Source organism: Exiguobacterium chiriqhucha RW-2, from assembly GCF_000416965.1.
Lineage (GTDB): Bacteria > Bacillota > Bacilli > Exiguobacteriales > Exiguobacteriaceae > Exiguobacterium > Exiguobacterium chiriqhucha.
In genome coordinates, this window is the sequence record NZ_ATCL01000014.1 from 118,704 (window position 1) to 143,834 (window position 25,131).

General features: G+C 53.6%; 26 protein-coding genes and 2 other annotated features. Of the genes, 16 read left to right on the plus strand and 10 right to left on the minus strand.

All coding sequences use genetic code 11. The annotated features are described in order from the left end of the window. Positions 1–63 precede the first annotated feature (63 nt). Positions 64–579 (plus strand): glycerol-3-phosphate acyltransferase, encoded by a 516-nt coding sequence (locus tag M467_RS20340; RefSeq protein WP_021065991.1) that lies wholly within the window; start codon positions 64–66, stop codon positions 577–579. After that, positions 572–2,164 carry a GNAT family N-acetyltransferase gene (locus tag M467_RS20345; RefSeq protein WP_021065992.1) on the plus strand — a complete coding sequence of 531 codons (1,593 nt, stop codon included), beginning with the start codon at positions 572–574 and terminating at the stop codon, positions 2,162–2,164. Before M467_RS20340 ends, M467_RS20345 begins: the two co-directional genes overlap by 8 nt. On the opposite strand, the gene M467_RS20350 is transcribed toward M467_RS20345, so the two are convergent. Beyond that, positions 2,103–3,740: an ABC1 kinase family protein gene (locus tag M467_RS20350; RefSeq protein WP_021065993.1), complete on the minus strand. Its 1,638-nt coding sequence runs from the start codon at positions 3,738–3,740 to the stop codon at positions 2,103–2,105. The two genes, M467_RS20345 and M467_RS20350, sit on opposite strands and share 62 nt — an antisense overlap. 93 nt (positions 3,741–3,833) lie before the next feature. Between M467_RS20350 and M467_RS20355 the strand changes: the two genes are divergently transcribed. The 3 genes from M467_RS20355 (at position 3,834) to M467_RS20365 (ending at position 6,813) form a co-directional block, all read left to right on the plus strand. Further along, on the plus strand, positions 3,834–4,439 hold the full coding sequence (locus M467_RS20355; RefSeq protein WP_021065994.1) for a trimeric intracellular cation channel family protein: 606 nt from the start codon (positions 3,834–3,836) through the stop codon (positions 4,437–4,439). 13 nt (positions 4,440–4,452) lie between these two features. After that, complete coding sequence (locus M467_RS20360) at positions 4,453–4,818, plus strand: DUF423 domain-containing protein (RefSeq protein WP_021065995.1); 366 nt, start codon at positions 4,453–4,455, stop codon at positions 4,816–4,818. 459 nt (positions 4,819–5,277) lie between these two features. Further along, entirely contained in the window at positions 5,278–6,813 is a 1,536-nt protein-coding gene (locus tag M467_RS20365) for a murein hydrolase activator EnvC family protein (protein WP_031199973.1), read from the plus strand. Between the two features lie 95 nt (positions 6,814–6,908). Here the strand turns inward: M467_RS20365 and M467_RS20370 are convergent, their stop codons facing one another. Further along, positions 6,909–8,276, minus strand: a complete 1,368-nt coding sequence (locus M467_RS20370) for an amino acid permease (protein WP_031199974.1) — start codon at positions 8,274–8,276, stop codon at positions 6,909–6,911. A gap of 189 nt (positions 8,277–8,465) precedes the next feature. Further along, positions 8,466–8,695: a binding site (T-box leader), on the plus strand. A 50-nt stretch (positions 8,696–8,745) separates the two neighbouring features. Beyond that, positions 8,746–8,970: a binding site (T-box leader), on the plus strand. 56 nt (positions 8,971–9,026) lie between these two features. Between M467_RS20370 and trpD the strand changes: the two genes are divergently transcribed. From trpD to trpA, 5 genes are read left to right on the plus strand one after another with little or no spacing between them, the layout of a single operon-like run. Then, positions 9,027–10,016, plus strand: coding sequence for an anthranilate phosphoribosyltransferase (gene trpD / locus M467_RS20375; RefSeq protein WP_021065998.1), 990 nt, complete (start codon positions 9,027–9,029; stop codon positions 10,014–10,016). Continuing rightward, positions 10,013–10,774 carry an indole-3-glycerol phosphate synthase TrpC gene (gene trpC, locus M467_RS20380; RefSeq protein WP_021065999.1) on the plus strand — a complete coding sequence of 254 codons (762 nt, stop codon included), beginning with the start codon at positions 10,013–10,015 and terminating at the stop codon, positions 10,772–10,774. The genes trpD and trpC overlap by 4 nt, the downstream gene beginning before the upstream one ends. Further along, positions 10,750–11,322 carry a phosphoribosylanthranilate isomerase gene (locus M467_RS20385; RefSeq protein WP_021066000.1) on the plus strand — a complete coding sequence of 191 codons (573 nt, stop codon included), beginning with the start codon at positions 10,750–10,752 and terminating at the stop codon, positions 11,320–11,322. Before trpC ends, M467_RS20385 begins: the two co-directional genes overlap by 25 nt. Continuing rightward, positions 11,304–12,485, plus strand: coding sequence for a tryptophan synthase subunit beta (gene trpB, locus M467_RS20390; protein ID WP_021066001.1), 1,182 nt, complete (start codon positions 11,304–11,306; stop codon positions 12,483–12,485). The genes M467_RS20385 and trpB overlap by 19 nt, the downstream gene beginning before the upstream one ends. Next, positions 12,485–13,261 (plus strand): tryptophan synthase subunit alpha, encoded by a 777-nt coding sequence (gene trpA / locus M467_RS20395; RefSeq protein WP_021066002.1) that lies wholly within the window; start codon positions 12,485–12,487, stop codon positions 13,259–13,261. The genes trpB and trpA overlap by 1 nt, the downstream gene beginning before the upstream one ends. A 26-nt stretch (positions 13,262–13,287) precedes the next feature. Here trpA and M467_RS20400 read toward each other — a convergent pair whose 3' ends face one another. Beyond that, positions 13,288–13,731 (minus strand): Hsp20/alpha crystallin family protein, encoded by a 444-nt coding sequence (locus tag M467_RS20400; RefSeq protein ID WP_021066003.1) that lies wholly within the window; start codon positions 13,729–13,731, stop codon positions 13,288–13,290. A 113-nt stretch (positions 13,732–13,844) separates the two neighbouring features. Then, positions 13,845–15,341, minus strand: a complete 1,497-nt coding sequence (locus M467_RS20405; protein WP_031199977.1) for a potassium/proton antiporter — start codon at positions 15,339–15,341, stop codon at positions 13,845–13,847. 154 nt (positions 15,342–15,495) lie between these two features. On the opposite strand from M467_RS20405, the gene M467_RS20410 reads away from it, so the two are divergent. After that, the gene (locus tag M467_RS20410) at positions 15,496–16,431 is read left to right on the plus strand and encodes an ATP-grasp domain-containing protein (protein ID WP_021066005.1); all 936 of its coding nucleotides are present in this window, start codon (positions 15,496–15,498) and stop codon (positions 16,429–16,431) included. A 239-nt stretch (positions 16,432–16,670) separates the two neighbouring features. On the opposite strand, the gene hemQ is transcribed toward M467_RS20410, so the two are convergent. Continuing rightward, positions 16,671–17,444, minus strand: coding sequence for a hydrogen peroxide-dependent heme synthase (hemQ, locus tag M467_RS20415; RefSeq protein ID WP_021066007.1), 774 nt, complete (start codon positions 17,442–17,444; stop codon positions 16,671–16,673). A gap of 338 nt (positions 17,445–17,782) precedes the next feature. Here hemQ and pta point away from each other — a divergent pair, with 338 nt between their 5' ends. The 4 genes from pta (at position 17,783) to M467_RS31690 (ending at position 20,068) form a co-directional block, all read left to right on the plus strand. Then, a complete protein-coding gene (pta, locus tag M467_RS20420) occupies positions 17,783–18,772 on the plus strand; it encodes a phosphate acetyltransferase (protein ID WP_021066008.1) in 990 nt (329 codons plus the stop codon). A 76-nt stretch (positions 18,773–18,848) separates the two neighbouring features. Then, positions 18,849–19,568, plus strand: coding sequence for a DUF2711 family protein (locus M467_RS20425; RefSeq protein WP_021066009.1), 720 nt, complete (start codon positions 18,849–18,851; stop codon positions 19,566–19,568). Positions 19,569–19,604: 36 nt separating this feature from the next. Continuing rightward, positions 19,605–19,904, plus strand: a complete 300-nt coding sequence (locus M467_RS20430; RefSeq protein WP_021066010.1) for a rhodanese-like domain-containing protein — start codon at positions 19,605–19,607, stop codon at positions 19,902–19,904. Continuing rightward, a complete protein-coding gene (locus tag M467_RS31690) occupies positions 19,880–20,068 on the plus strand; it encodes a hypothetical protein (protein WP_138858686.1) in 189 nt (62 codons plus the stop codon). Before M467_RS20430 ends, M467_RS31690 begins: the two co-directional genes overlap by 25 nt. 35 nt (positions 20,069–20,103) lie before the next feature. Here M467_RS31690 and folE2 read toward each other — a convergent pair whose 3' ends face one another. Beyond that, positions 20,104–21,012: a GTP cyclohydrolase FolE2 gene (gene folE2 / locus M467_RS20440; RefSeq protein WP_021066012.1), complete on the minus strand. Its 909-nt coding sequence runs from the start codon at positions 21,010–21,012 to the stop codon at positions 20,104–20,106. 267 nt (positions 21,013–21,279) lie between these two features. Here folE2 and M467_RS20445 point away from each other — a divergent pair, with 267 nt between their 5' ends. After that, positions 21,280–22,113 (plus strand): TerC family protein, encoded by an 834-nt coding sequence (locus M467_RS20445; protein ID WP_021066013.1) that lies wholly within the window; start codon positions 21,280–21,282, stop codon positions 22,111–22,113. A gap of 37 nt (positions 22,114–22,150) precedes the next feature. Here the strand turns inward: M467_RS20445 and M467_RS20450 are convergent, their stop codons facing one another. The 4 genes from M467_RS20450 to M467_RS20465 are packed head-to-tail and all read right to left on the minus strand — an operon-like array spanning position 22,151 to position 25,116. After that, complete coding sequence (locus M467_RS20450) at positions 22,151–22,684, minus strand: 1,2-dihydroxy-3-keto-5-methylthiopentene dioxygenase (RefSeq protein WP_021066014.1); 534 nt, start codon at positions 22,682–22,684, stop codon at positions 22,151–22,153. A gap of 13 nt (positions 22,685–22,697) precedes the next feature. Beyond that, positions 22,698–23,315: a methylthioribulose 1-phosphate dehydratase gene (locus M467_RS20455; protein WP_021066015.1), complete on the minus strand. Its 618-nt coding sequence runs from the start codon at positions 23,313–23,315 to the stop codon at positions 22,698–22,700. Then, a complete protein-coding gene (locus M467_RS20460) occupies positions 23,312–23,962 on the minus strand; it encodes a 2-hydroxy-3-keto-5-methylthiopentenyl-1-phosphate phosphatase (RefSeq protein ID WP_021066016.1) in 651 nt (216 codons plus the stop codon). Before M467_RS20460 ends, M467_RS20455 begins: the two co-directional genes overlap by 4 nt. Next, entirely contained in the window at positions 23,959–25,116 is a 1,158-nt protein-coding gene (locus M467_RS20465) for a 2,3-diketo-5-methylthiopentyl-1-phosphate enolase (RefSeq protein ID WP_021066017.1), read from the minus strand. Before M467_RS20465 ends, M467_RS20460 begins: the two co-directional genes overlap by 4 nt. Positions 25,117–25,131: the final 15 nt, after the last annotated feature.

A 25,131-nucleotide genomic window follows, 5' to 3' on the forward strand; every position in this document is an offset into this window, starting at 1 on the left:
GTCACATTGTAAAAGTACCCGTTTTCAAAAATCATACACAATTTTACAAAGAGGAGGGTCGCCATGTGGATCATCATCGTCGGTTATGTCGTCGGCAGTATCCTGGGCGGGCGCTTGTACGGCATGTGGAGTGGTCAACATCTGGCTACGACCGGATCGGGCAACACCGGTGCCCGCAATGCGTTACGGATCGGCGGGAAGCGAGCGTTCTTGTTCGTTTACGGATTCGACGTCTTGAAGACGATACTCGTGTTGTCAATCAGCGGTCCATACTTTTTTGAGACCGGACTCGCCTTGACGCTCGGCCACATTTATCCGATTTGGCATATTCGTTCCGGGGGGAAGGGGTATGCCGTATTTTCTGGAATTATATTAGCGTACAGCCCGCTATGTTTTATCGTGGGACTTCTGCTGTTGTTGCTTCTCATCAAAGTGACGCGTAACTCGCGCGAGACGGGGCTCGTCATGCTCGTGCTCCTACCGCTCGCGGCCTGGGGGGACGCAACAGATGTCGGATTGGCCGGTTTGACGATGCTACTCATCGTGTATCACCACATAAGGGGGAAACAACGTGATTGAATTTCGAAGAGCAACGCCGGAGGATGCTTCGGCGATTCACCGACTGAACTATGAGACGTTCGTCGAGGAAATCCCGCAGCACCATCCAAACGCGGACCGATTTCTCGTCGACCGCTTTCATGATACGAATACATATTGGATTGGGTTGGCGGACGGGCAGCTCGTCGCCATGTGTGCCATCCGGGACGAACACCCGTTTTCACTTGAACAAAAAGGTGTGACACTGCCGCCGGGAGAGTGGATTGAAGTCCGGCTATTGGCCGTGACGCCCGCCTATCGGAACACGAGGACGTTTGCCGGCCTTATGCGAGCGATGCTCATGGAAGCGACAGACCGGGGTGTGGAAGGGATTGTCATCAGCGGAACCGTACGCGAACAGAAGCTATATCGACGGTTTGGGTTTATCCCGTTCGCAGAACCGGTCGGGACGGCGGAGGCGTTATACGTGCCGATGCAGTTGACGCGCTATGGGTTCATGCAGTCAGAGACCGCTCGAACGTTGCGGCCAAAGCTACTCCTCGCCGGTCCCGTCGAACTGTCGAATCAAGTGCGCGCTGCGCTTGCCGCTCAGCCGGTATCACATCGGTCGACTGAGGCCAGCCGTTTGCTCCATTCGGTCCAGTCGAGGCTGAGCCATCTCGTCAAGTTGCCCCATGTTTACACGTTGCTCGGGAGCGGGACGATTGCGAACGATGCCGTCGCCGCCCAGTTGCGCGGACGTGGCGTGATCATCGACACAGGGGAGTTCGGACGGCGGCTGATTGACCATGCCAATCGGGCTGGTCTTGAATTTGATGTCGTCCCGCTTTCGGCTGGGCGTCGTCTCGACTTAAAGCGAATCGGACAACATGCACCAGATTGGATTTGGACGGTCCATTGCGAGACGTCGACGGGGAAGCTGGTCGATTTGGACCAGTTGCGTCAGTATGCACACACACATCCGACGAAGATTGCGATTGATGCCATCAGTGTGGTCGGGACGAAAGTGACCGACTATTCGTTCGCGCATCTGGTGACGTTCGTCTCGGGCAAAGCGCTCCGAAATGCTCCTGGATTGGCGTTTGTCGCCATGCGAGAACGAGCTGTCCCGAACCCGTCGATTCCGCGTTATTTGGACTTGGCAGGCTATGACCCAATCGCCTTCACGCAATCGGTCCCGCTCATTCAAGCGATGGACGTCGCCTTGCACGAGCTGACGGACGCGGAGATTGCGACCCATCAATCCAAACTTGATGCGTTCGTACATGAACTGGTGCGCCGCGGTGTATCGGTTGAACTCGGGGACGACCAAGCGCCGGGCATTTTTTCGCTCACGCTGCCAGACACACTGTCCTCGATTGAGCTAGGATATCAATTGGCGTTCCACGGCTATCAAGTCCAGTTCGAGAGCGTTTATTTGCAGCGCGCGAACTGTCTCCAAGTCGCGACGATGGGATGGACGACCGACCGGGATTTGCAGCAAGTCGCCGCCTATATCGGGACGTGGCTCCAGAAAAAAACCGCCACTCCAGGGAGTGACGGGTTCAGACGCGGAAATCTTGGCGGGCCAAATGACGAATCTTTCGACCGAGGCGTCTTGAGTTGAAATAAGCGATGACCGAGACGACGCCACCTGACCAGAACAGCCACTCATCCGGTCGGAGATAGCCGAATAGCCCGACGACAAGGCCGAGGATAATCAAGCCAGCGTTGAACGTTTGACGATGGAGCAGTTCTTTCGACTCGAGCTCACGTTGGAACATCGCTTGTTCGGACAGGCGCTTCCGGGTCGGCTCTTTCAAATAGTTATCGAGGAGCGGCGGGACGTTCAGCAACTTCTTGCCGTAGTTGAGTGCCGTCATGACGTAACGGTTTTGAATTGTCGTGCCGTCGGCCTCGAGCCATTGAATGACAATCGGTTTACCGAGCGTAAACAAATCGATTTTCGAATCAAGGATTTGTAAAATCCCGAGCAAGGTCGAGGCAGCTCGACCGAAGAACGCGAACTCGGCTGGCAATTGAATCGGCTCGTTCTTGACGAGCAACTGGATGTCTTGCAACACTTTTTCAATCAATTTCGTGTCGACCGTGTCGATATCGGTCTCTAAATAGAACGTGACCGCTTTCTCGAGTGCCTGGCGGATATTGTGCTTGTTCGCCGTCGGCAACAAGAAGCGCAAGTCTTCGAGGCCGTCGACGACCCCGTCATAGTCGAGCGAGATGAACGCCTGCAGGATTTTACGGATGGTCGCCATATCTTGTGGTGTCGTCGAGCCGACCATTCCGAAGTCGAGCAGGATGATCGTGCCATCGGCTCGGATCTGCACGTTACCCGGGTGTGGGTCGGCGTGGAATTTCCCGCCGAACAACAGTTGCTCGGCCGCCATCGTGAATAAGCGTTCGGCCAGGGCGGAGCGATCGATGTTATTCTCTTTCAAGAAGGCGAGGTCGGTGATGCGACGCGCATCGACCCAATCCATCGTCAACACCCGGTTCGAACAGAGATGATCATAATAGTCCGGTATGTAGACGTCCGGATTTTCGGCGTACTTCGCTTTGAAATAAAGGGCATTTTTTAATTCGGTTTGGAAATTTAATTCATCCCCGATGACAAAAATCATTTGGCGATATAAGCTATCTAAGTCGGTCGATTTTGCCAGCGAGGTCCGCTTGAGCATCGTCGTGACGATTCGCATCGCTTTAAAGTCGGTCCGAATGATTTTTTCGATGTCCGGACGCTGGATTTTCAGAGCGACACGCTTCCCTGTCTCAAGCAGGGTCGCGCCGTATACTTCCCCAATCGAAGCGGAGGCGACGGCATCGATGCCGACGTCTTTCACGACCTGTGTGTAAGGGACGCCCCATTCTGCTTCCAAGATGGCGCGGGATTTGTCCCAGCCTGAAGTCGGGACACGGTCGACGAGCTCCGACAATTCATTTAAAACGGATGGGGGCAACAAGTCGGCTCGAATCGATAAGAATTGGCCAAGCTTGATTAGCAGCCCCTCGAGTCGGAGCGCGTTTCGCTTATACTCGCGGGCGAGATTCAACATGAGTGTCTCGTATTCTTCGGTCGACGCGAGACCTTGCTGCTGTTTGCGTGAGAAGGCATAAATTTTAATGATGAATCGGGCGAACATTGTGACGATAATCCATATGCGGAACAAGGCGATTCGTTTCATAAAGTACCGACATCCTTTACAAGCAGTCGCTCGACTGGTCTGATTTTTTGTATCTTAACTTTACCACAGAATGCTTTCAAGAAAGGGCAAGGGATGTTTATGGAGTGGGAATTACTCAACGTCGTCGGGACAATCGCGTTCGCGGCGAGCGGCGCCATCATCGCGATGGACGAGAAATATGATATTTTTGGGGTATGGTTGCTCGCCTTTACGACAGCCTTCGGCGGCGGAGCGATCCGAAACGTCTTGCTCGGCAACCCCGTCAGCTTGATTTGGCAACAAAATGATCTCTTCATCCTTTGTTTTCTTGTCGCATTGCTCATCTTCCTGCTGCCGAGCGTCGTTTTGCCCCATTGGGAACGCTGGGGTGTCATCGTCGATGCGATTGGGCTTGTCGCCTTTTCGTTTCAAGGCGCACAAGTCGCCATCAAGCTCGATTTACCATTATCGGCAGCGATTGCGGCTGCCGTCTTGACAGGTGTCGGTGGGGGTGTCGTCCGTGATTTGTTGGCCGGCCGTAAGCCGCTCGTCTTACAATCGGAAGTATATGCGATTTGGGCCATCATTATCGCGGTCGTCACGTATTATTTCCGGCTCGAAGGTGGGCTTGCGGTGTATGCGCTATTAATTGTCGTGGCGACGCTTCGAGTGATATCCTACTATCGAAAGTGGAATTTACCTGCACGCAAAGTGCGATAAGGGGGAAATTAGTATGAAAGTATTGCTCATCATCGGCGCTGCCTTGATGGCACTCGGCGTCGCGTTCGGTGCGTTCGGGGCCCACGCCTTGAAAGAACGTCTGACACCGAACATGCTCGCGAACTGGCAGACAGGGGTGCTCTACCATATGATTCATGCCATCGGGATTATCGCTTTGGCGAGCGTCTTGATGAAAGTGAGCATCAGCCAGTTCAGCACGGCAGGCTGGCTCATGTTCGCCGGAATCATCTTCTTCTCGGGGAGCCTTTACGTGATGGCGCTGACCGGAATCACGAAGCTCGGAGCGGTCACACCGATTGGCGGCGTCTTGTTTATCGCGGCCTGGGTGTTCGTCATCATTGGCGCGCTCAAACTGTAATCAAACGTTAACGCCTGATTAACAGTCATCATGTATCATTCGGAGTGTGAGACCCCTTGTCTCCACACCAACGAACAATTGGCCCGTTTAGCCTTTTTCGCCTGGAGCGAGAGACTAAACAGGCCCTTTTTACGTTTTTTGGAAATGGTTAGACTTAGAAAAATACCTGGATTATACTTTTTTAATATAAGGTCAATAATTTCCTATTTTCATCTATTATTACAACTATGTTTCGAGAAAAGAAAAGTGAAAAAATGTTGAAATATAAAGGGGTGGGGAGCCGTATAAGGTTTCCCACCCCTTCGTCGTAATAAAAGTGAAATATAACTTTAACAGGAAAACATTCGACACTTCGATATAATTAGTCGTGTTGAAACTAAAAAAATAATCGTTTTTGTTACATAGCAAAACGACTGACCTTTAAATAGTACGTGAACCCTAACCCCGTCAATAGAAAGGATGTCCCCATTGATCAATTGGAAACGCACCGTCTCGACACTCACGCTTAGCGCGCTTCTTCTTGGGACGCACTCGGTGGCTGATGCCTCGACGTCAATCAAGGAGAAACAAGAGCAGCAGAAGAAAGTGCAAGAGCAACGGAATAACGTCAAACAGAACCAATCGAATACGTCTTCGAAAATTAAGCAAAATAAAAATGAAATCTCGAAAGTTCAAGCTGAAGTCAACAAGATGGATGCCCAACTTCAAGACATCATCAATGATGTCGCAGCGAAACGCCAAGAAATCAAGCGTACTGAGTTGAAAATTGAAGACCTCGAAGCTGACATTAAAGGCTATGAGAAGAAGATGAAGGCTCAAGAAGCAATGATGAAAGAGCGTATGGCCACGATGCAAACGAATGGCGGCGGCTCAATCAATTGGGCTGAGTTCATCTTCGGTTCGAAAAACTTCTCGGACTTGATCACACGGATGATCACGGCCGGAACGATTCAACGAAGCGACCAAGAGTTGTTTGAAGACTATGAAGCGACGCGTCAATCGTTACAAGAAGCGCAAGCATCACTTAAAGAAGAACGCACATCGCTCTTGAAGCAACAAAAAGCGCTAGAAGTACGTCAAGCTCAACTCGAGAAGAAGATGAAACAGCGCGAAGCTCGCATCAAAGAGCTCGAGGACAAGAATATCAAATTCGAATCGCAAATCTTCGACCTTCAAGAAATCGAAGCGACGTTAATCGCGCAAGAAGAAGCGATTGCGGCTGAGATTGAAGCGCAACGTCGTGAGGAAGAAGAAGCGCGTCGTCGTGCTGAAGAGGCGGCTCGTCAAGAAGCAGCCCGTAAAGCTGAAGAAGCTCGCCAAGCAGAAGCGGCGCAAGCAGCAGCAGCGGCCCGTCAAGCAGAAGAAGCAAGAGCGGCAGCGGCTAAAGCCGAGGCAGAACGAGCAGCAGCTCAAAAACAGCAGAACAATAACAATAATACCCAGTCGTCTTCATCTTCAAACCAGACGACACAAAATAGCACACCGGCACCGAAACCGGCTGCGCCAGCACCAAAGCCGGCGCCGGCACCGGCGCCTAAACCAGCTCCGACGGCACCGACCACATCGGCACCGGCACCATCGGGCGCAATGTTCATTCAACCGACAACGGGACGTTTCTCACAAGGATGGGGACCGGCAAGCGGTCAATTCGGCTACTCGTTCCATAACGGCGTCGATATCGCTGGACCTGTCGGAACACCAATCCGTGCCTCGGCAACGGGAACGGTCATCCGTGCAGGCTGGGGTGGCGCATATGGGAATCACGTCATGATCGCCCACGTCATCAACGGACAAGTCTGGACGACGGTCTATGCACACTTGAACTCGGTCTCAGTAAGCGCCGGTCAACGTGTGACGCAAGGGTCGAACATCGGTGGACTCGGCAACACGGGTAACTCTTCAGGCCCGCACCTTCACTTCGAGATTCACCAAGGAAGCTATTCATATTCAGGAACGAGCGCGGGAAGCACAGTCAACCCACGTCAGTTCTTCTGATATTCAACGAGGACCCGTCAATCGTGACAGGTCCTCGTTTTGTGTCCCAGCAAAACTAAAAACAAGCGCCTATCCGTTGCGGACAGGCGCTTGTTTCAGTTGGCTTGCTCGATGTCGTCTGATTGATCCTTTGCTTTGCGGAACCGCTCACGGACGAGATAGATGACGGTCAATCCGACCAACCATGGAATCCCGAACTTGAGCAGAATATTGAAGTCGGTGAACCATGTTGTGATCATGAGGCTGAGCAATAGTCCGGCACCGAGTAACGGCAAGAACGGGTAACCGATCATGCGGACCGGTAATTTGCGTCCTGTCCACTTCTTACGGAAGAACAAGTGGGAGACGAATACCATGAACCATGTGAAGATGGCTCCGAACATCGAGATGCCCATCAAGAATGGATACGATGTTTCCATGAACACTTGAAGCAACGCCGCGAGAATAATCCCGCCTGTTGAGACGAGCAAAGCGGGCATTGGAATCCCGCTAGTGCTGACTTTTTTAAAGATGCGCGGAGCATCACCGGCCTCGGCGAGGGAATACATCATTCGCGTTGACGCGTAGAGCTGTGCATTCATCGCCGACAAGGCAGCGATTAAGATGACGAAGTTCAAAATGCCAGCAGCGCCAGGCACGTCGAACTGTTGCATGACGAGAACGAACGGGCTTTGATCGATGCCCGCTTGCTGCCATGGGATGAGCATGAGCATGATCCCAATCGTGATGAGATAAAAGAACGTCAGACGGAACACAGTCGCGCGCAACGCTTTCGGTACGGCGCGGTCCGGGTCTTTCGCTTCGCCGGCCGTGACGGCGACGAGCTCGGTCCCGAGGAAACTGAAGAGCGAGATGAAAATCGTCACCCACATCCCGTAAAACCCGAAGGCGAAGAAACCTTCATCGCCGGTCGTGATCGATTCGATTGGTGAACCGGGTTGACCGAACAGCGTGGCGGCACCGAGGACGATAAACAGAATGATGGCCGTCACTTTGATGAACGATAACCAGTATTCGGTCGTCCCGAACGTATGGACGTGCCGGGCGTTGACGTAGATGAGCAATCCGCCGAATACGGCGACCCAGACGAATCCGTTCACGTCGGGGAACCAGTACCGCATATAGATGGCGATTGCGCTCACTTCGACGCCGATGGCGAGGACGTTGGCGACCCAGTACGAGTAGCGGACCAAAAAGCCGGCGAGCGGATGGACATAGCGTTCGGCGATTGTGCCGAACGAGCCCGAGGTCGGATGGGCGACGGTCATCTCAGCGAGACAGCCCATCAATAACAGGACGATGAAGGCTCCGATGGCGTAACTGACGAGCACACTCGGTCCTGCCGTTTGGATAGCGAGCCCGCTTCCGAGGAAGAGGCCCGTCCCGATGGCGCTACCGAGCGAAATCATCGTCAACTGCCGCGTGGACAGTTCACGTTTTAATTTGCTAGTTTCCAAAGTCAATTCTCCTTTAGTTGAGTGAAGTGTTGTTGGGGACGACTATAGCAGACAAAAAAATCAAGTGTCAACTCGCGAAATCGCAAAAGACGGTATCGATTCGGCCGCACCTATAGAAGCAAAGTTTTTTTACATGCTTTTGTTTGACAGGAGGTTTCTCGACCTGTATAGTACGAGTTAACTTAATTGAAACGAATAAAGGCGTCGACGAAGAGAAGTAACGACGGTCCCCGTATGACAGAGAGCTGATGGTTGGTGTGAATCAGTATGCGGGACGTCGCGAATGGACTTCCGAGCTCTAAACCGAAACTTTTAGTAGGCTTTAGCGGGTCACCCACCGTTACCATGGGAAAGCGGATGTTTGTCCGTGAAGTGGGTTCTACGGAACCAACGAAGGTGGCACCACGGGGTTACTCGTCCTTCTCATAGCGCAAGCTATGAGTCGGGAGGGTAACCCTTTTTCGTTTCAACACATCATAAATCAGTGATTGAGAAGAGTAGCGTGAACAAGTCTCGTTCAGAGAGCCGGGGGTGGTGGGATCCCGGCCGAGGCCATCACGTGAATGGGCTCATGAGAGCATGGCTGAACCAAGTAGGTCATGACGGTTTCCTCCGTTATCGGGATACGATGTGATAGCATCGGAAAGTGGGATCAATCGATCCAACGAGAGGTGGCACCGCGGTCCATACCGTCCTCCATACGACAGACGTCGTATGGAGTTTTTTTATACCCAAAATGCTTGAGGAGGAACGGACATGTTAACACGACTATTGACGAACCCATTGACGACGAATGAAATGAAACTGGCAGCGGCCGAGCTGTTCCAAGCCGATGAAGCGCAAATCGCCGAGGTGTTACTCGCGATGAAAGCGCGCGGTGAGACGGCTGAGGAGATGGCCGGACTCGCTGACTATATTCGTGAGGCGGCAACGTTCCCCGAGACGACGCTCCCTGTGCTCGACGTCTGTGGCACAGGCGGTGACGGGGCGAACACGTTCAACATCAGCTCGACGGTCGCGTTCGTCTTGGCGGGGCTCGACATCCCGGTCGCCAAACATGGGAATCGCAGCGTGTCGAGCCGGTCAGGCAGTGCCGACGTCCTCGAGTCATTGAATATCCCGATCGTCCAAAGTCATGAGGCGATGCTCGCCGACCTTGAGCGGACGAACTTGAGTTTCTTGTTCGCCCAACACATCCATCCGGTCATGAAACACGTCATGCCGGTCCGGAAACGACTCGCAACGGCGACCATCTTCAATCAAATCGGCCCGTTGACGAACCCGCTCAAGCCGAAGCGGCAATTGATCGGCGTGTACCATCCATCGCTCATCGAGAAGATGGCGACGGCGATGCGCCACCTCGGCGTCGAGCGCGGAATGGTCGTCCATGGGGCGGGCGGGCTGGATGAAGCGAGTCTCGCTGGAAGAAATGACGTCTTGTTCTTCAACGGCGACAAAGTGGCCCGTTACACCGTCGACCCGCGCGACGTCGGATTGATGCGAGCTCCGCTGTCGGCCTTGCAAGGCGGGACACCAGCTGAGAATGCGGCGACGCTCCTGGCCGTCTTGAACGGAGAGCAGGGACCGGCGCGAGACGTCGTCTTATTGAACGCCGCGCTCGCCCTCTGCACATATGGGACGGTCCAGACGCTTCGTGAAGGTGTCGCGGTGGCAACGGCAAGCATTGATGAAGGGCACGCCATCCGCGTGCTCAAACAATTACAACGAACGGAGGTTGGCGCATGAGCTACTTGACGAAAATCATCGGAACGAAAATTGAAGAGGTCAATCAGATGGAAGACATCGAGGTGACGCGGACGACAGCCATCTCATTACCGCTTTTAATGAAGGACGGCTTTCATGTCATCGCCGAAATTAAGCGGTCCTCCCCGTCAAAAGGAGTGATTCGCCAAGAAGTGGACGTCGTGAGCCGGGCCCGCACGTATGAACAGGCAGGGGCGACAATGATTTCCGTTTTGACGGATACGACCTACTTCAACGGTTCGTTCAACGACTTGCGTGATGTCGCGGCCGCTGTTGAGATCCCAGTCCTCTGCAAAGACTTTATCATCGATGAACGACAGCTCGACCGGGCGAAGGAAGCTGGAGCGAGTGCGGCACTATTGATTGTTGCTGCGCTCCATCCGAGCCGGCTTCATACGTTAAAACAGTATGCGCGGTCCATCGGCCTCGACGTGCTTGTCGAAGTTCATGATGAGGCCGAGCTCCAGACGGCGCTCGAACTGGGCGATGTGTTGATTGGCATCAACAATCGAAACTTGAAGACGTTCGAGGTCTCGCTCGACACGTCGGTCGACTTGATGAAGAAGTATCCAGATGTCGCGTTCGTCAGCGAGAGCGGCGTCAGCACAGGCGAGGCGGCCCGTCGGTTACAGACGGCCGGGGCCCGAGCGATTCTCGTCGGGGAGGCGCTCATGCGACAGGACGACCCGACAGCCTTGATTGAGGAGTTGACATCATGTTCGTTAAAATATGTGGATTGACGACGGAAGCGAGTGTCGCGACGGCGATCGAGGCCGGAGCGGACGCTATCGGATTCGTCTTTGCGAACAGTTCGCGCCAAATCGACATCGCGACGGCGCAACGGCTTCGGGGGTTCATCCCGGAAGATGTCCGAGTCGTCGGCGTATTTCTCGATCCAACAATCAAAGAGGTCGAAGCTGCCGTCGCTTGCGGGTTGACCGACATTCAATTGCACCGCCGGACGCGGCCGCTTGAAACGTTCCGTCAGTTCGGTCTCCCGATCATCGAAGCGGATCACCAGTCTGAGGCCGACGTCATTCTTCTCGACGCACCGACACCGGGCAGTGGGCAGGCGCTCGATTGGGCGACGCTCGAACGGCCGGAGCAGACGTTTTGGCTCGCCGGTGGATTGAATGTCGACAATGTCGGTGCGGCGATTCGCGCCATGCGACCGGACGGCGTCGATGTCTCAAGTGGTGTGGAGACGAATGGACAGAAAGATCACGATAAGATTCGCGCGTTCATCCGACGCGCCAAGGAGGAAACACAATGTATACACAACCAGTGAACGGAAAGTTTGGACCATATGGCGGAAAATATATCCCTGAGACGCTCATGCAAGCAGTCGAAGAGCTCGAAGTGGCTTACGAGGAAGCGAAACAAGACCCTGAATTCCAGGAACGCTTCAACGATCTCCTCAGCGAATACGTCGGTCGAGAAACGCCACTCTATTATGCGGAGAACATGAGCCGCCGCCTCGGGACGAATGTCTATTTAAAACGAGAAGATTTGAACCATACCGGTGCCCACAAAATCAACAACACGATCGGCCAGGCGCTCCTCGCCAAACGAATGGGCAAACAAAAAGTCGTCGCCGAAACAGGCGCCGGACAGCACGGAGTCGCTACGGCGACGGTATGTGCGCTGCTCAATCTCGAATGTACGATTTTCATGGGTGAGGTCGACGTCGAACGTCAAGAATTGAACGTATTTCGAATGGAGTTACTCGGTGCGAAAGTCGTTCCCGTTAAGTCGGGGAGTCGAACGTTAAAAGATGCCGTCAACGAGGCGCTCCGTTACTGGGTCAAACATGTCGATGACACGCATTACGTGATGGGGTCGGTGCTCGGACCGCACCCGTTCCCGACGATGGTCCGCGATTTCCAAAGCGTTATCGGGACAGAGACACGTCGTCAAGTGCTCGAGAAGACAGGTCGTCTCCCTGACGCGGTCGTTGCCTGTGTCGGCGGCGGTAGCAATGCGATGGGCATGTTCTATCCGTTCTTGAATGACGAAACAGTCGCCTTATACGGTGTCGAGGCAGCAGGGAGCGGTGTCGACACGGACAAGCATGCGGCAACGCTCACGAAGGGCGAGGTCGGGGTGCTTCACGGGTCGCTCATGTACGTGCTCCAGGACGCAGCCGGGCAAATCCAGGAAGCCCACTCGATTTCGGCCGGACTCGATTATCCGGGTGTCGGACCAGAACACAGCTTCTTGAAAGATATCGAACGGGTCCGCTACGCGGCGGTCACGGACGAGGACGCACTCGCAGCCTGCATGTCGCTCAGCCGCCAAGAAGGGATTATTCCGGCACTTGAGTCATCGCATGCGCTCGCTTATGCGGAAACGCTCGCCCAAACGATGGACGAGGACGACGTGCTCGTCATCTGTCTATCTGGTCGCGGGGATAAGGATGTTCATACGATTCGAGAAAGGGTGACTCAATGATGAGATTAGATGAAGCGATTCGACAGCGAAGTGAAGGGACGGCGTTCGTCCCGTACATCATGGCCGGGGACGGCGGACTCGATCACTTGATTCCGACGATTGAACGGCTAGAAGCGATGGGAGCGACGGCCATCGAACTCGGAATTCCATTCTCGGATCCGGTGGCAGACGGTCCCATCATCGAGGCGGCTGGAATGCGCGCCCTCGAACAAGGTGTGACGTTGACGGACGTGTTGGACCGTTTAATAGAAGGAACGGGTCGTTTTTCGGTGCCGATCGTCTTGATGACTTACTTGAATCCGGTGTTCCGGTTCGGGGTCGAGCGTTTCTTCGAGCGGACGGCAGCGTCTGGGGTCAGCGGCGTCATCATTCCCGATTTGCCGTTTGAAGAGAGCCTCGATTTGTTCGCTGGCATCGATCGTCACGGAGTCGCGGTCGTACCGCTCGTCACGTTGACGAGCAGTCAGACCCGCATCGACACGATTCTGGATCAGGCGGAAGGATTCGTCTATGCGGTGACGCTCAAAGGGACGACCGGGAAGACGGACGTGTTCCCGGATGAGTTACTCGAGCACTTGCGTTCGTTGACGGCACGGTCGCCGGTACCGGTGCTCGCCGGTTTTGGTGTCCATCGCACCGATCAGGTCCGGACGCTCGGGTCAGCCTGTGACGGGGTCGTCGTCGGTAGTTTCATCGTCGAGGCGCTCCATGCGGGACGTGAACAGGACGTGGCCACGTTGATTGCATCGGCGCGGACGGTCAACGCAAAAAAATAAGGGTCGTGCCTCGGCACGATCCTTATTTATTCTTCGATTTCAATGGTGCGGGTGCTCGAGCCGTCATCGGCTTTCGGTACGGTCAAGTGGAGCACGCCGTCTGACAGTTTCGCTTTGATGGCATCTTCTTTCACGTTCGGTAGATAGAGTGAACGTTGCATCGATGTGACGCGGCGTTCCCGATAGACGTAGTCTTTGTCTTCTTCCCTCTCTTCACGTTGGTCGACCGAGAGGATGAGATAGTCTTTGTCGTAGCGGATGTGAATGTTATCTTTTTTGATACCTGGCATCTCGGCCTCGATGACGTATTGGCCGTCCTGGTCCCGGACGTCGAGTTTGAACGAGTCGAGGAACGACGTCGCGCCGTCTTTCGGATCGAACAGTTGATTCATCCGATCAAAGACGTCGCCGAACAAATCTTTGCGCAATCGCTCGAGCTCATTCTTCCGGAATGGCGTCAAATCGAACATACAAATTCCCCCTTTAAAAAACGGACAGAGTAGAAGTGTTGTCACTTTTACTCTGTCCGTTTTTAGCTAAGGATAAACGTAATCGACGTGACAGTTCAATGAAGAAAAGAGGGTCACAATTCGACGCGCTCTAACCCGTCTTCCCCGAACTTGCGGTCGAGTTGGTCGTGGCGATACGTCGAGGCGAGGACGTATAACAAGTCGCCTGGCTCGATTTTCGTCTGGCCCGTCGGCGGGATGAGATAGTCTTGACGGACGATTGCATTCACGACCGTGTTCGGTGGCAAGGTGATATCGGCGAGCGTTTTTCCAATCATTGATGATTCTTCGGTCGCCACGTAAGGGACGAGCTGATGTTGCGATTGCTTGCTCGAGACGAGTGCGATCGTATAGGGCGATCGAATTTTATCCGGTCCGAGCAAATCGAGTTTCGCCGCGAGCGGTGTTAATGTCGTTCCTTGAATCAAGGCACTCGTCACGACGACGAAGAAGACGGCGTTGAAAATCAATTGGGCGTTGTCGATGCCTGCGATGAGCGGGAACGTAGCGAGGACAATCGGCACGGCGCCTTTCAGTCCGGCCCACGAGATAAACAGTTTTTCTTTGTGGGTAAACTGCATCTTGATTGTCGATAAATAGACGGCAATCGGCCGGGCGATGAACATCAGGATGAATGAAATCAATAACCCTTTCCAGATGAGCTCGGGGTCAAGCAACTGTCTCGGGAAGACAAGCAGACCGAGGATGACGAACATGATGATTTGCATGATCCAGGCCAAAGCCTCAGAGAATTGAACGATTGTCACTTCATGGGCCGTGTGCGCATTCCCAACAATCATCGCGGCGAGATAGACGGCAAGTAGTCCGCTACCGGCAAAGTAAGCAGCGACCCCATACGTCATAAAGGCCATCGAAATCATGAGGACAGCATGCAGACCACTCGACTCGAGACGCAAATGGTTAAGCATGAGTCGGGACAAGTTTCCGAGCATGTAACCGACGAACGCGCCGACAATGATTTGCAGGATGAACATCCAAATACCGTCCCAAATCGTCGTGTCGGGTTTTAACATGAAGTCGAGGGCGAGAATCGTCAAGAACATCGCCATCGGGTCATTCGTGCCGGACTCGGCTTCGAGTGTCGAACCAACTTTCGGTGAGATATTCTTTCCTTTGAAGGCGGCGAAAACAGCAGCCGCGTCAGTAGAGCCGATAATGGCGCCAAATAGGAAAGATTCCACCCAGTCGAAGCCAAATACGAAACGAACGGCCACAGCGATGAGCCCGGTCGTCAACAGCACGCCAATCGTGGCGAGTGAAGCGGACGGGGCGAGCACGCTCCGGATTGACGACCATTTCGTCTGTAAGCCACCTTCGAACAAGATGACGACGAGGGCCGCGACCCCAATCATTTGAGCGAGGTTGGTGTCATCGAAGAAAATCAGCCCAGTAATATCGCTGCCCATCAGCATGCCGATGCCCATAAACAAAATCAGGGCAGGTAAGCCGAAACGCGTCGATACGCGAGTGGCCAACACGCCGGCGACAAGTAGCAGACCGAATAATAGAATCAAAATATCAGTACTCAAAATCGGTGCGGTCAAACACATCACTTCCTTTTTCACGTTGATATTTACATGTATTATTAAGTTCATTATACCATGAAATGGTTATGAATTAAGAAATGACGCATCGAGAATTATGCACATTGGAATAATCGGATATAGATGTGGTACAGTAGGGGCATCAAAAAGGGGGATTCACATGACTAAAATTCACGTGCTCCATGAAAACAACGAATGGACGAACCATCTCGTCCGACGACTCGAAGAATTATCATTGCCGTATGAACTGTGGCACCTCGATCAAGGGACGATCGACTTGGCGAGCGAACCGCCGGAAGGTGTGTTTTACAACCGGATGAGCGCGTCGTCGCATACGCGGGGTCACCGCTACGCGCCGGAACTGACGGAAGGGGTGCTCGCATGGCTCGAAGCGAACGGACGGACCGTCTTCAACGGGACGCGGGCGATTCGGCTCGAAGTGAGCAAGGTCAATCAGTATACGGCGCTTCAACGAGAAGGCATTCGTGTACCGAAGACAGTGGCAGCCGTCGGGAAGAAGCAAATCATCGAGGCGGCCGAGAAGCTCGGGATGACGCCGTTCATCACGAAACATAACCGAGCCGGCAAAGGACTCGGTGTTCAACTGTTCCATTCGATCGATGCGTTGAAGGCATACGTCGAGGGTCCGACGTTCGAGGAATCGATTGACGGGATAACGCTCATCCAACAATATATCGAGGCGCCCAAACCGTACATCACACGCTGTGAGTTCATCGGTGGTAAATTCGTTTACGCGGTGCGTGTCGATACGTCAGACGGTTTCGAACTCTGTCCGGCCGACGCCTGCTCGATTGAAGACCAGTTTTGCCCGGTCGGCGAGACACCACCGGCGAAGTTTGAAATCGTCGAAGGATTCAATGACCCAATCATCGAACAGTTGGAAACGTTCCTCCAGAAGAACGAGATTGCGGTCGCCGGGATTGAAATCATCGAAGACGCGGACGGGAACGTCTACGCGTATGACGTCAACACGAACACGAACTATAATTCTGACGCCGAAGCGAAAGCGGGGCAGTACGGTATGCTCGAACTTGCGACGTTCCTTGGGGACGCCTTGGCGGTCACGACGAAATAAAGACAGAAGAAAGGGTCAGGCTTTTGCCTGACCCTTTCGCTGTGTATGTTGTAATTGTTGTTCAAATCGAAGTTGGACTAGTTCTGCTGTCGGTGCCATTCGTTCGATGAACGAATCTAAACGTTTCGCAGTGTCTCGATCTGATTCCTTGAACACGCGCATCGTTGTTCACCTCATTGATCATTGTTATGTTGCTTCTACAACAATGATTCCCGAGGGCATGATAGCGTAAACCTCGATTACCCGAGGAATGTGCCGAGTTCTTCTTTTGGAAGGATGTTCCCGACATAAAAGTCGCCGAACTCGCCATATTTGGCACTGACTTCATCAAAACGCATCTCATAGACGATCTTTTTGAATTGGAGCGAGTCTTCCGCAAACAAGGTGACGCCCCACTCCCAACCGTCAAAACCGGTCGAACCGCCGATGAACTGTTGAATCTTGCCGGCGTAGCTGCGGCCGATCATGCTGTGGCGATACATGAGGTCTTTGCGCTCATCCATCGACAACGTGTACCAGTTGTCCCCGTCGCGACGAGCCTTGCTCATCGGGTAGAAGCAGATGTGGGCCGCTTTCGGGAGTGTCGGATAGAGGCGGGCCCGAATGTGAGGGTTCTCGTACGGGTCACCGTCTCCAGAACCTCGGTACATGCCGAGTTCGATGACAGACACGTATGAATAGCTTGGAATCATGTAATCGTACAATTTCGTCTTCCGAAGAGCGAGTTCGACTTGCTCGAGCTCTTTGAACGTCGGACGAAGGACCATCAAGACGACGTCCGCCTTTTGACCAAGGATCGAGTAAAAGGCATGGCTTCCTTCACCGCGTGTCTCGACCTCTTCGAGTGAGCCGAGGAAGGCGACGAACTCGTCAATCATCTCTTGACGGGCGGTTGGGTCGACTGCTTTTAAACGAGTCCAATCGATGGAGCGGAAATCATGGAGCGTATACCAACCGTCTAACGTGGCGGCTGCGTGTTGCGTTTCGGTTGTCGGTGCTGGACGTTCTGACATTAAAAAAACTCCTTTCGAGACTAGGCTTCGCTGACTATTTTACCATACACGTTTGACCGTCTGGCAAATTTGACGCCGCCGTGAGGATAGTCACACTCCGGGCGGGGTAAAGAGATAGGGAGCAAGATTTTTGAAAACGGCTTCACAATGGGCTGTATCAGTCGGAAATGGTAAACTGTTCTATTCATATAATGATTGATTTCAAGCGATTTATGACGAAATGGGCAGAATAGTTTATTTTAAAAATCGTACTGTGTATAATAAAACTCGCATATGGACGAGAGCGTCCGAGAGAGAAAAAATCCGATTTCTTCTAATCGAAAAGGAGTTCATTCACTATGAAACTATTTGACACGTTGAAACAAAAAGTCAGCCCGATTCGCCCGACCATCGTCTTCCCAGAAGGGATCGATGAGCGCGTCCTCGGTGCCGCTGTCCGTTTGAAAAATGATGGCATGGTTGAACCGATCGTCATCGGACCAAAAGCTGAACTCGAAGCGGTCGCTTCGAAGCACGGCTTTGACATCTCAGGTTTGACGCAATACGACCCAGCGACGTACAAAGACATCGATACACTCGTCGAATCGTTCGTTGAGCGCCGCAAAGGTAAAGCGACACCGGAACAGGCACGTGAATTGTTGTCGTCAGACGTGAACTACTTCGGTACGATGCTCGTCCACACAGGAAAAGCAGAAGGTCTCGTCTCAGGTGCGATGCATGCGACTGCCGATACGGTCCGTCCGGCCCTTCAAATCATCAAGATGCAAACAGGCATCAAAAAGACGTCAGGCGTCTTCATCATGGTACGTGACGACGAGCAGTACGTCTTCTCGGACTGCGCCATCAACATCGCACCGGATGCGGCTGACCTCGCCGAGAACGCCTACTTGTCAGCGTTGACAGCGAAGACGTTCGGCATCGAGCCGCAAGTCGCGCTCCTCAGCTTCTCGACAAAAGGATCAGCGAAGTCGCCAGAGACAGAAAAAGTCATCGAAGCGACACGTCTCGCCAAAGAGAAGGCGCCAAACCTTCCAATCGACGGCGAACTTCAATTCGATGCGGCGTTCGTACCGAGCGTGGCGGCGAAGAAAGCACCAGGCTCTGAAGTAGCCGGAAATGCGAACGTCTTCGTCTTCCCAAGCCTCGAAGCCGGAAACATTGGCTACAAGATGGTTCAACGTTTCGGCGGATTCGAAGCGATCGGACCAATCCTTCAAGGTCTCAACAAGCCGGTCAACGACTTGTCGCGTGGCTGTAACGAAGAGGACGTCTATAAATTGACGCTCATCACAGCGGCACAAGCCATCGACGAGCGCAACGAAGCGTAAGTCGCAGCATCCTTCCTGAGCGGAGGATGCTTTTTTTGTGGTCACATTGTAAACTATTGGAAAAGCGGGCGAGGAAATGGATGAAGAGGAAGGCATCATCACATTGCCGGAAGGGCATCGGTACGCCATGTTCGGTGGCGGGGATGATTATCCAATTAAAACGTATTACAAAGGGGTGTTCGAAACAGTATTCGTCGTGTTTCATCCGTTTCTGGTCCCGAAAGACGACCCGACCGCGGTTGACCGTTATGTCGAGTTGGATAAAAACGAGGTCGAACAGAAATTTCGGGCCATCACATGGGCAGATATGCGCCGCCGACTTGATTTCGATGACATCAAACGCATCGATCACGCACTCCGGACGATGATTGCGGCGCTGAAACCGCACGCCGAAGATCAAGAAGGTGCGAATCGAATCATCGAATTTTGCAATCGCGAGAACGTACTTCCACCAGGCGAAGGGGAGCTGTCGAATCTTTTAGAGAATCAGGTGTTACGAGCACTTCTTGGGATGGGAGAAGAGTGGATGTGGAGCGGAGACGAGTTCTGCACGGAACGGCATCTCATCAACATTCGGGAGACGCTAACCTCCGATACGTGGGGGATGCGGCATCGGACGTTCTTCGGACATCAACATGATTGGCTCATCGTACCGCCTTGGGATAGCCATTTCACGTTGATTTGTGGCAGCCGAGCTTGGGTCGAGCAGGTGGTCGAGCGGTGCGAACTCGAAGGCTTCTATTGTGATGAAAACACGACAATCAATTGGAGTTTGCTTGATCGAAAACTGAGGTAAACTAGTAGGGGACAACACTATTAAGGGGGAACTACCATGCAAAACATCCATGCAACTGAATTACGTGAAAAGCTTGAGAACGGCGAAACGCTCCATATCATTGACGTGCGCGAACAAGACGAGTACGACGCGGGCCATATCCCGCACGTGCCGCTCTATCCGCTGTCTGAATTTCCTGGCGTCACGGACAAGCTCGCGAAAGATAACGTTTATCACGTCATCTGCCGCTCAGGCGGCCGCAGTGTGACGGCATGCGACTATTTGGAGTCGGAAGGCTATAAGGTCGTCAACGTCGAAGGCGGCATGCTCGCGTGGGACGGCGATATCGAGGCGTGATGCTCGACAATCCATGGGTCGTCATCCCGCTATTAATCGCACTCTATTTGACCGTCTATACGTTCGTCAAACGAGTCGATGGCGATAAATGGAGGCTCGTCTGGGCTGTCTGGCTCATCGTCATCGTCATGATGTTGACGATTCAGCTCGTCCAAAGTCTATAAAAAACGAGTGAAGCCCGCACAGGCTTCACTCGTTTTTAGTTATCGCGCTTATCGAATGTGATTGAGGCAATCGCATCGTGCTGATGAATCGACTCTTCGTTGCGGCATTCGACGAAGAAGTTGACGACTTGTTTCATTTCATACAAGTCAGCCGCGATCAAGCGGACCATGTCTTCGACGAAACGCGGGTTCTCGTACGCGATTTCCGTGGCACGCTTCTCATCCGGACGTTTCAAGACAGGGTGAAGCGGGGCCGATGCGTTCGACTCAGCTGCCTCAAGAAGCGCGAGACGCCAGTCGAAACCGTCGAGCGATGCTTCATCGAGACCGGCTTCAATCGTGATGTAGCCGCGTTGGTTGTGGGCGCTGTACTCGCTGATTTCTTTCGAGCATGGGCAGAGCGTTGTCACGTTGATGACGAGACCGACCGTCACGCTTGCCATCCCTGTCTCGAGGTTGTACGTCACGTTGTGCATGACGTCCGCATTCATGAGACCGCTGAGACCTGTGGCCGGGGCTTTCCGGCTGAAGAACCATGGGTAACGGACCGTCAATTGACCTTCCGTCTGTTCCATGCGCTCGGCGAGTTCTTGCGCGAACTCGATGAGCGAGCGGTTCGATAACGTCCAGCCTTGCGTGTGGTACGCGTCGAGCTGTTCTGTCAGACGTGACATGTTGATGCCTTTACGGTCTTGGACGAGCGAAGTCGTCAACTCGAACGTGGCGACCGTCGCTTGGATGCCGTCTGGCGTCTCGATGTTGACTGGGTGTTTGACGTTTGAGATGCCGACGCTGTCAAGCGCGAACAAGAAGTTTTTTGGTGTGTTTTGTAGATCGACCATTTTATCTTTTTCAGTTGGTTTCGTGCCTTTGATGGGCGGGACCGAACCGAATAATTTATGTCGTTCTGCTTTAGTAGGTAAAGCGACATGGCTTGTAGACATAATCGGATTCTCCTTTTTTGAGAGGGCAAATGACTGCCACTCGTTCTTGTTAGGATTTTATCACGAAATGTACATCGACCGGGTACCATTTTGCTCTCTGAACATGCTTTGAACGTGCTTTGCATGTCCTCATAAATAAAAAAACTTCAGCAATTGAAGAAAAGAAGATTGATTTCGTGTTAAATCGGGAATAAAATGTTCCTGTGAACTTAAAAAATAGATCACTGTTAAATATGAAGGAACACAACAGAAAAAGGGGATGTTTTAATGGATTGGCAGTTAATCCTGCAGTACGCCTGGATCATTGTCGTACTCGTCGGTCTAGAAGGGCTACTTTCTGCAGACAACGCACTCGTCTTGGCGGTTATGGTCAAGCACTTGCCGCGGACGGAACAGAAGAAGGCACTATTTTACGGCTTGCTTGGAGCGTTCGTTTTCCGCTTCATCGCATTGTTCCTAATCTCATTCTTGATCAACGTCTGGCAAGTCCAGGCGCTCGGTGCGCTTTACTTGATCGGAATGAGTGCACGACATCTGTATATGACCTATAAGGCCCGCAAGCTAGAGCCGAAACAAGATCTCGCTGCTGAGGCGAAAGAAGAGACGGCTGTCACAGAGAAGCCGGTCACGAAGAAAGAATTCTGGTGGACGGTTGCTAAAGTCGAGTTTGCCGACATCGCCTTCGCGGTCGATTCGATTCTCGCAGCGGTCGCGCTCGCGGTCAGCTTGCCGCCACTCGGTCTCGGTGAAATCGGTGGGATCGACTCTGGTCAGTTCTTCGTCGTCTTGACAGGTGGACTCATCGGGGTCATCTTGATGCGTTTCGCTGCTAGAATTTTCGTCAAACTGTTGCATCAACGCCCATCACTCGAAACAGCTGCTTTCATCATCGTCGGCTGGGTCGGTGTGAAGTTGACGGTGCTCGTGCTTGAACACCCTGGCTTCAAGAAATTGATTGCCGGCACACCGTTCGAATTCATGGGTCTTCCGGACGGATTCGTCCACTCGACGGCGTGGACCGTGTTCTTCTGGTCGGTCATGGTCGGTATCGCGGTATGGGGTTGGTTCTCTTCAAAACCGACAGCCGCTGCCAAACATTAAAAAAATGGTCTCTCACCTTTGGGCGAGAGACCATTTTTCATGCTGTCACGTCTTGCTTCTCGTAAATCGGCACCCAGCCTTCGGTCGTCACGAAAATCCGGACGGCGACGACTTTGCGGTCGTCTTGGAGCGTGAAGTAGTGGCGTGTGTTCACCGGCACCGAGATGAGGTCGCCTGGGTTGAGCTCGATGTTGAAATAGCCACGTTCGGCGTCATCGATGGCGAAGATGCCATGGCCGCTGACGATGAAGCGGACCTCGTCATCTGTGTGGTGATGTTCCTTTTGGAAGTTGACGAGCAGTTCGTCCAAGTTCGGCGTCGCATCCGACAACGAGATGACGTCTGCCGTCTCATAGCCACGTCGCTCCGACACGTCGCGAATCTCGTCACGGAACGTCGACAAAATCGCTTGTTTGTCCTCGTCCGTCAACTGATAGTTCTCTTGCAGGTTTTCCGGGAGCTTTGTGATGTCCCACTGTTCGTACAGAATCCCGCGAGACTCTAAAAAGGCACTCACTTCAGTTTGATCGACGTAACGCTCTTCGGTTTGTTGGAAATAGACAGTTGCCATGGTTGGTTCCTCCTTATGAATGGACGCCTAGGGCGCGTAGTTTTAATGTATAGCTGAACAAAAATTCGTAAGCCTCTAAATAGCGTTTGGCCGCGTCCGGGGTCTCGCCCCAGACGGTGATACCATGATTGCGGATGAGAACGGCACCGGCGCTTGCGTGGATGTGAGGGGCGAAGGCGGCCGCGAGCGTCGGGATGTCCGCATGGTTCTCGATGATTGGCACGCGAACGACCGCGTCCTCGTCCCAGTAGCCGAGCGCCTTGATGATCTCTTGGCCGGTGAAGACGACTTCGCCGGTGGCAGCATGGAGCTCGGAGATGACGTTATTGTCGACCGTATGGACATGGAGCGAACACGTCGCGTCCGTCCGATTGAACACTTCAACGTGGAGCAGCGTCTCGGCGGATGGTTTTCCTGTCTGTTCGCCGATCAAGCGTCCGGCCGCATCGACGTGAACAAAGTCTTCCGGTGTTCGTTTTCGTTTATCGCGTCCGCTCGCCGTGACGAGAAATTCGAGCGGATCGTCGGAAACGCGAATCGCCAAATTCCCACTCGTTCCGGGGAACCAGTCGCGGGCGGCGAGTTCGTCTTTAATGTCGGCGAGTTCAAGCCAACGTGTCGCAAGGCTCATACGACCACCTCCTTCAAGTGATGGGTGATGTCGTCAAACGTCTCGAACGGTGCGTAACGGATGCCTGCCGCTTCGCAGAGCGTGATGAGTTGACCTCGTGCGTAGACGAAGTCGGCACGCTTCGCGACCTCGAAGTCGGTCACTGAGTCGCCGATGACGATCAAGCGGTCGGCGGGATTGACGATGCGACGAGCGAGCGTCGGCTTGCAACAGCCGCAATCGTTCGTACATTGTTCATCGCAAGCGTGTGGCCAAGCGACGGTTACCGTCTCAGCGGAGAAGTCGGCGACGTTGCAGTAGATATGCTCGGGGGCGACATGCCCGTCCAAGACCGGCTGCACGAAGAAGTCCATCCCGCCGCTGACGACGTCAAACTTCCAGCCATGGGCCCGAACTTCTTCTAAAAATGCCGGGAACCCTTGGCGGAGCGTGATGCGCTCCAACAAATAATCACGGTAGGCCGGGGCATCTGCGCTCGGCAATAGTTGAAACAGTTGACCGACACCGGAGCGAATCGAAATCCGTTGCTCGAGGACCGCATCTTTCAACTCGACCCAAGCCGGCGGGGCGAACGCCTTCATCAACGCGATAATATTGTCTTCCGCCGTGATCGTCCCGTCGAAGTCGCAGAGGATATGGACCGTCATCGTGACGCCCACGCCTTCAACGCGGTATCGAGCTCGTCCGTCTGTCCTTCGGTTTGGCCGAGAACGTGAGCGATCGCTTGTCGGAAAGCACGAGCCCCGGCGGCTGCGCCGTCCGGGTGTCCGTGAATGCCACCGCCGGCGTTGATGACGACATCCGTCCCGAAATCACGAATGATATCGGCGACGAGTCCTGGATGAATCCCGGCTGACGGGACCGGTAAAATCGGTTTCGACCAATGCGGTTCGGCGCTCTGGTCACGAATCGTGAACGCCTCGTCACGCGGTGTCGCGAGGGAGCCGTACGGAGACGGGAAGAGCGTTAAATCGGCCCCGGCGAGGCGTGGGAGTTTACCGAGTAAGAGCGAATGACTGATTGATCCGGTCAAGGCGCCGGCAAAGGCCGGATGTGCCAAGATGGGGACGCGTATGTCTGAATCGTTCGCAAGTTCGCGCAGTGCGTCGAGACCGTACGTATAGACGTTGAACAGGAGCGCTGTCGCACCTGCCTCGATAAGACGGAGCGCCTGGTCACGTAGACCGAACACGGGGCCGCTCAGCGTGATGGCGTAGAGGACACGTTTCCCGGTCGCCTCGAAGTGGGCTTGAATGACGTCCGCTCCGATCCGGGCCCGTTCGAGCGATGGGGTGAGCGGGTTGTCGTATAAAATCTCGTCGTCTTTGACGATATCGATGCCTCCGGCGAACTGATCGCGGAGTTGCTGCTCGAGAAACGCGAGGTCACGGCCGATGACACCTTTGAAGATGCTCATGACGAGCGGGCGATCATGAACACCGAGTAACTCGCGAATTCCAGTGACCCCGAACTTGGCGCCTTTGAAATGAGGGGCGAGCGTCTCGGGCAACGTCAAATCGATTAACCGAATCGAATCGTCGAGGGACAGTTTCCCGAACGTCGTCGTCAAGATGGATGAAAAGTCAGGGCTGACATTATGTAACGGGTAGCGGATTGTGAAGCGGCTCGTCGTATCCGTATGTGTGGTCGACACGACCTCACCGCGATACGCCTGTAACTGCTCTTGCTCTAAGTGAGGCAGCTCCGTCCAAGTACCGACCGTCAGCTCGAGGGCGATTTTGTCGGCGACGGTCGCGACCGCGTCCGTTCGTTTGATTTCATATGTGGCAGTGATACTCATATGGTTCCTCCTTCC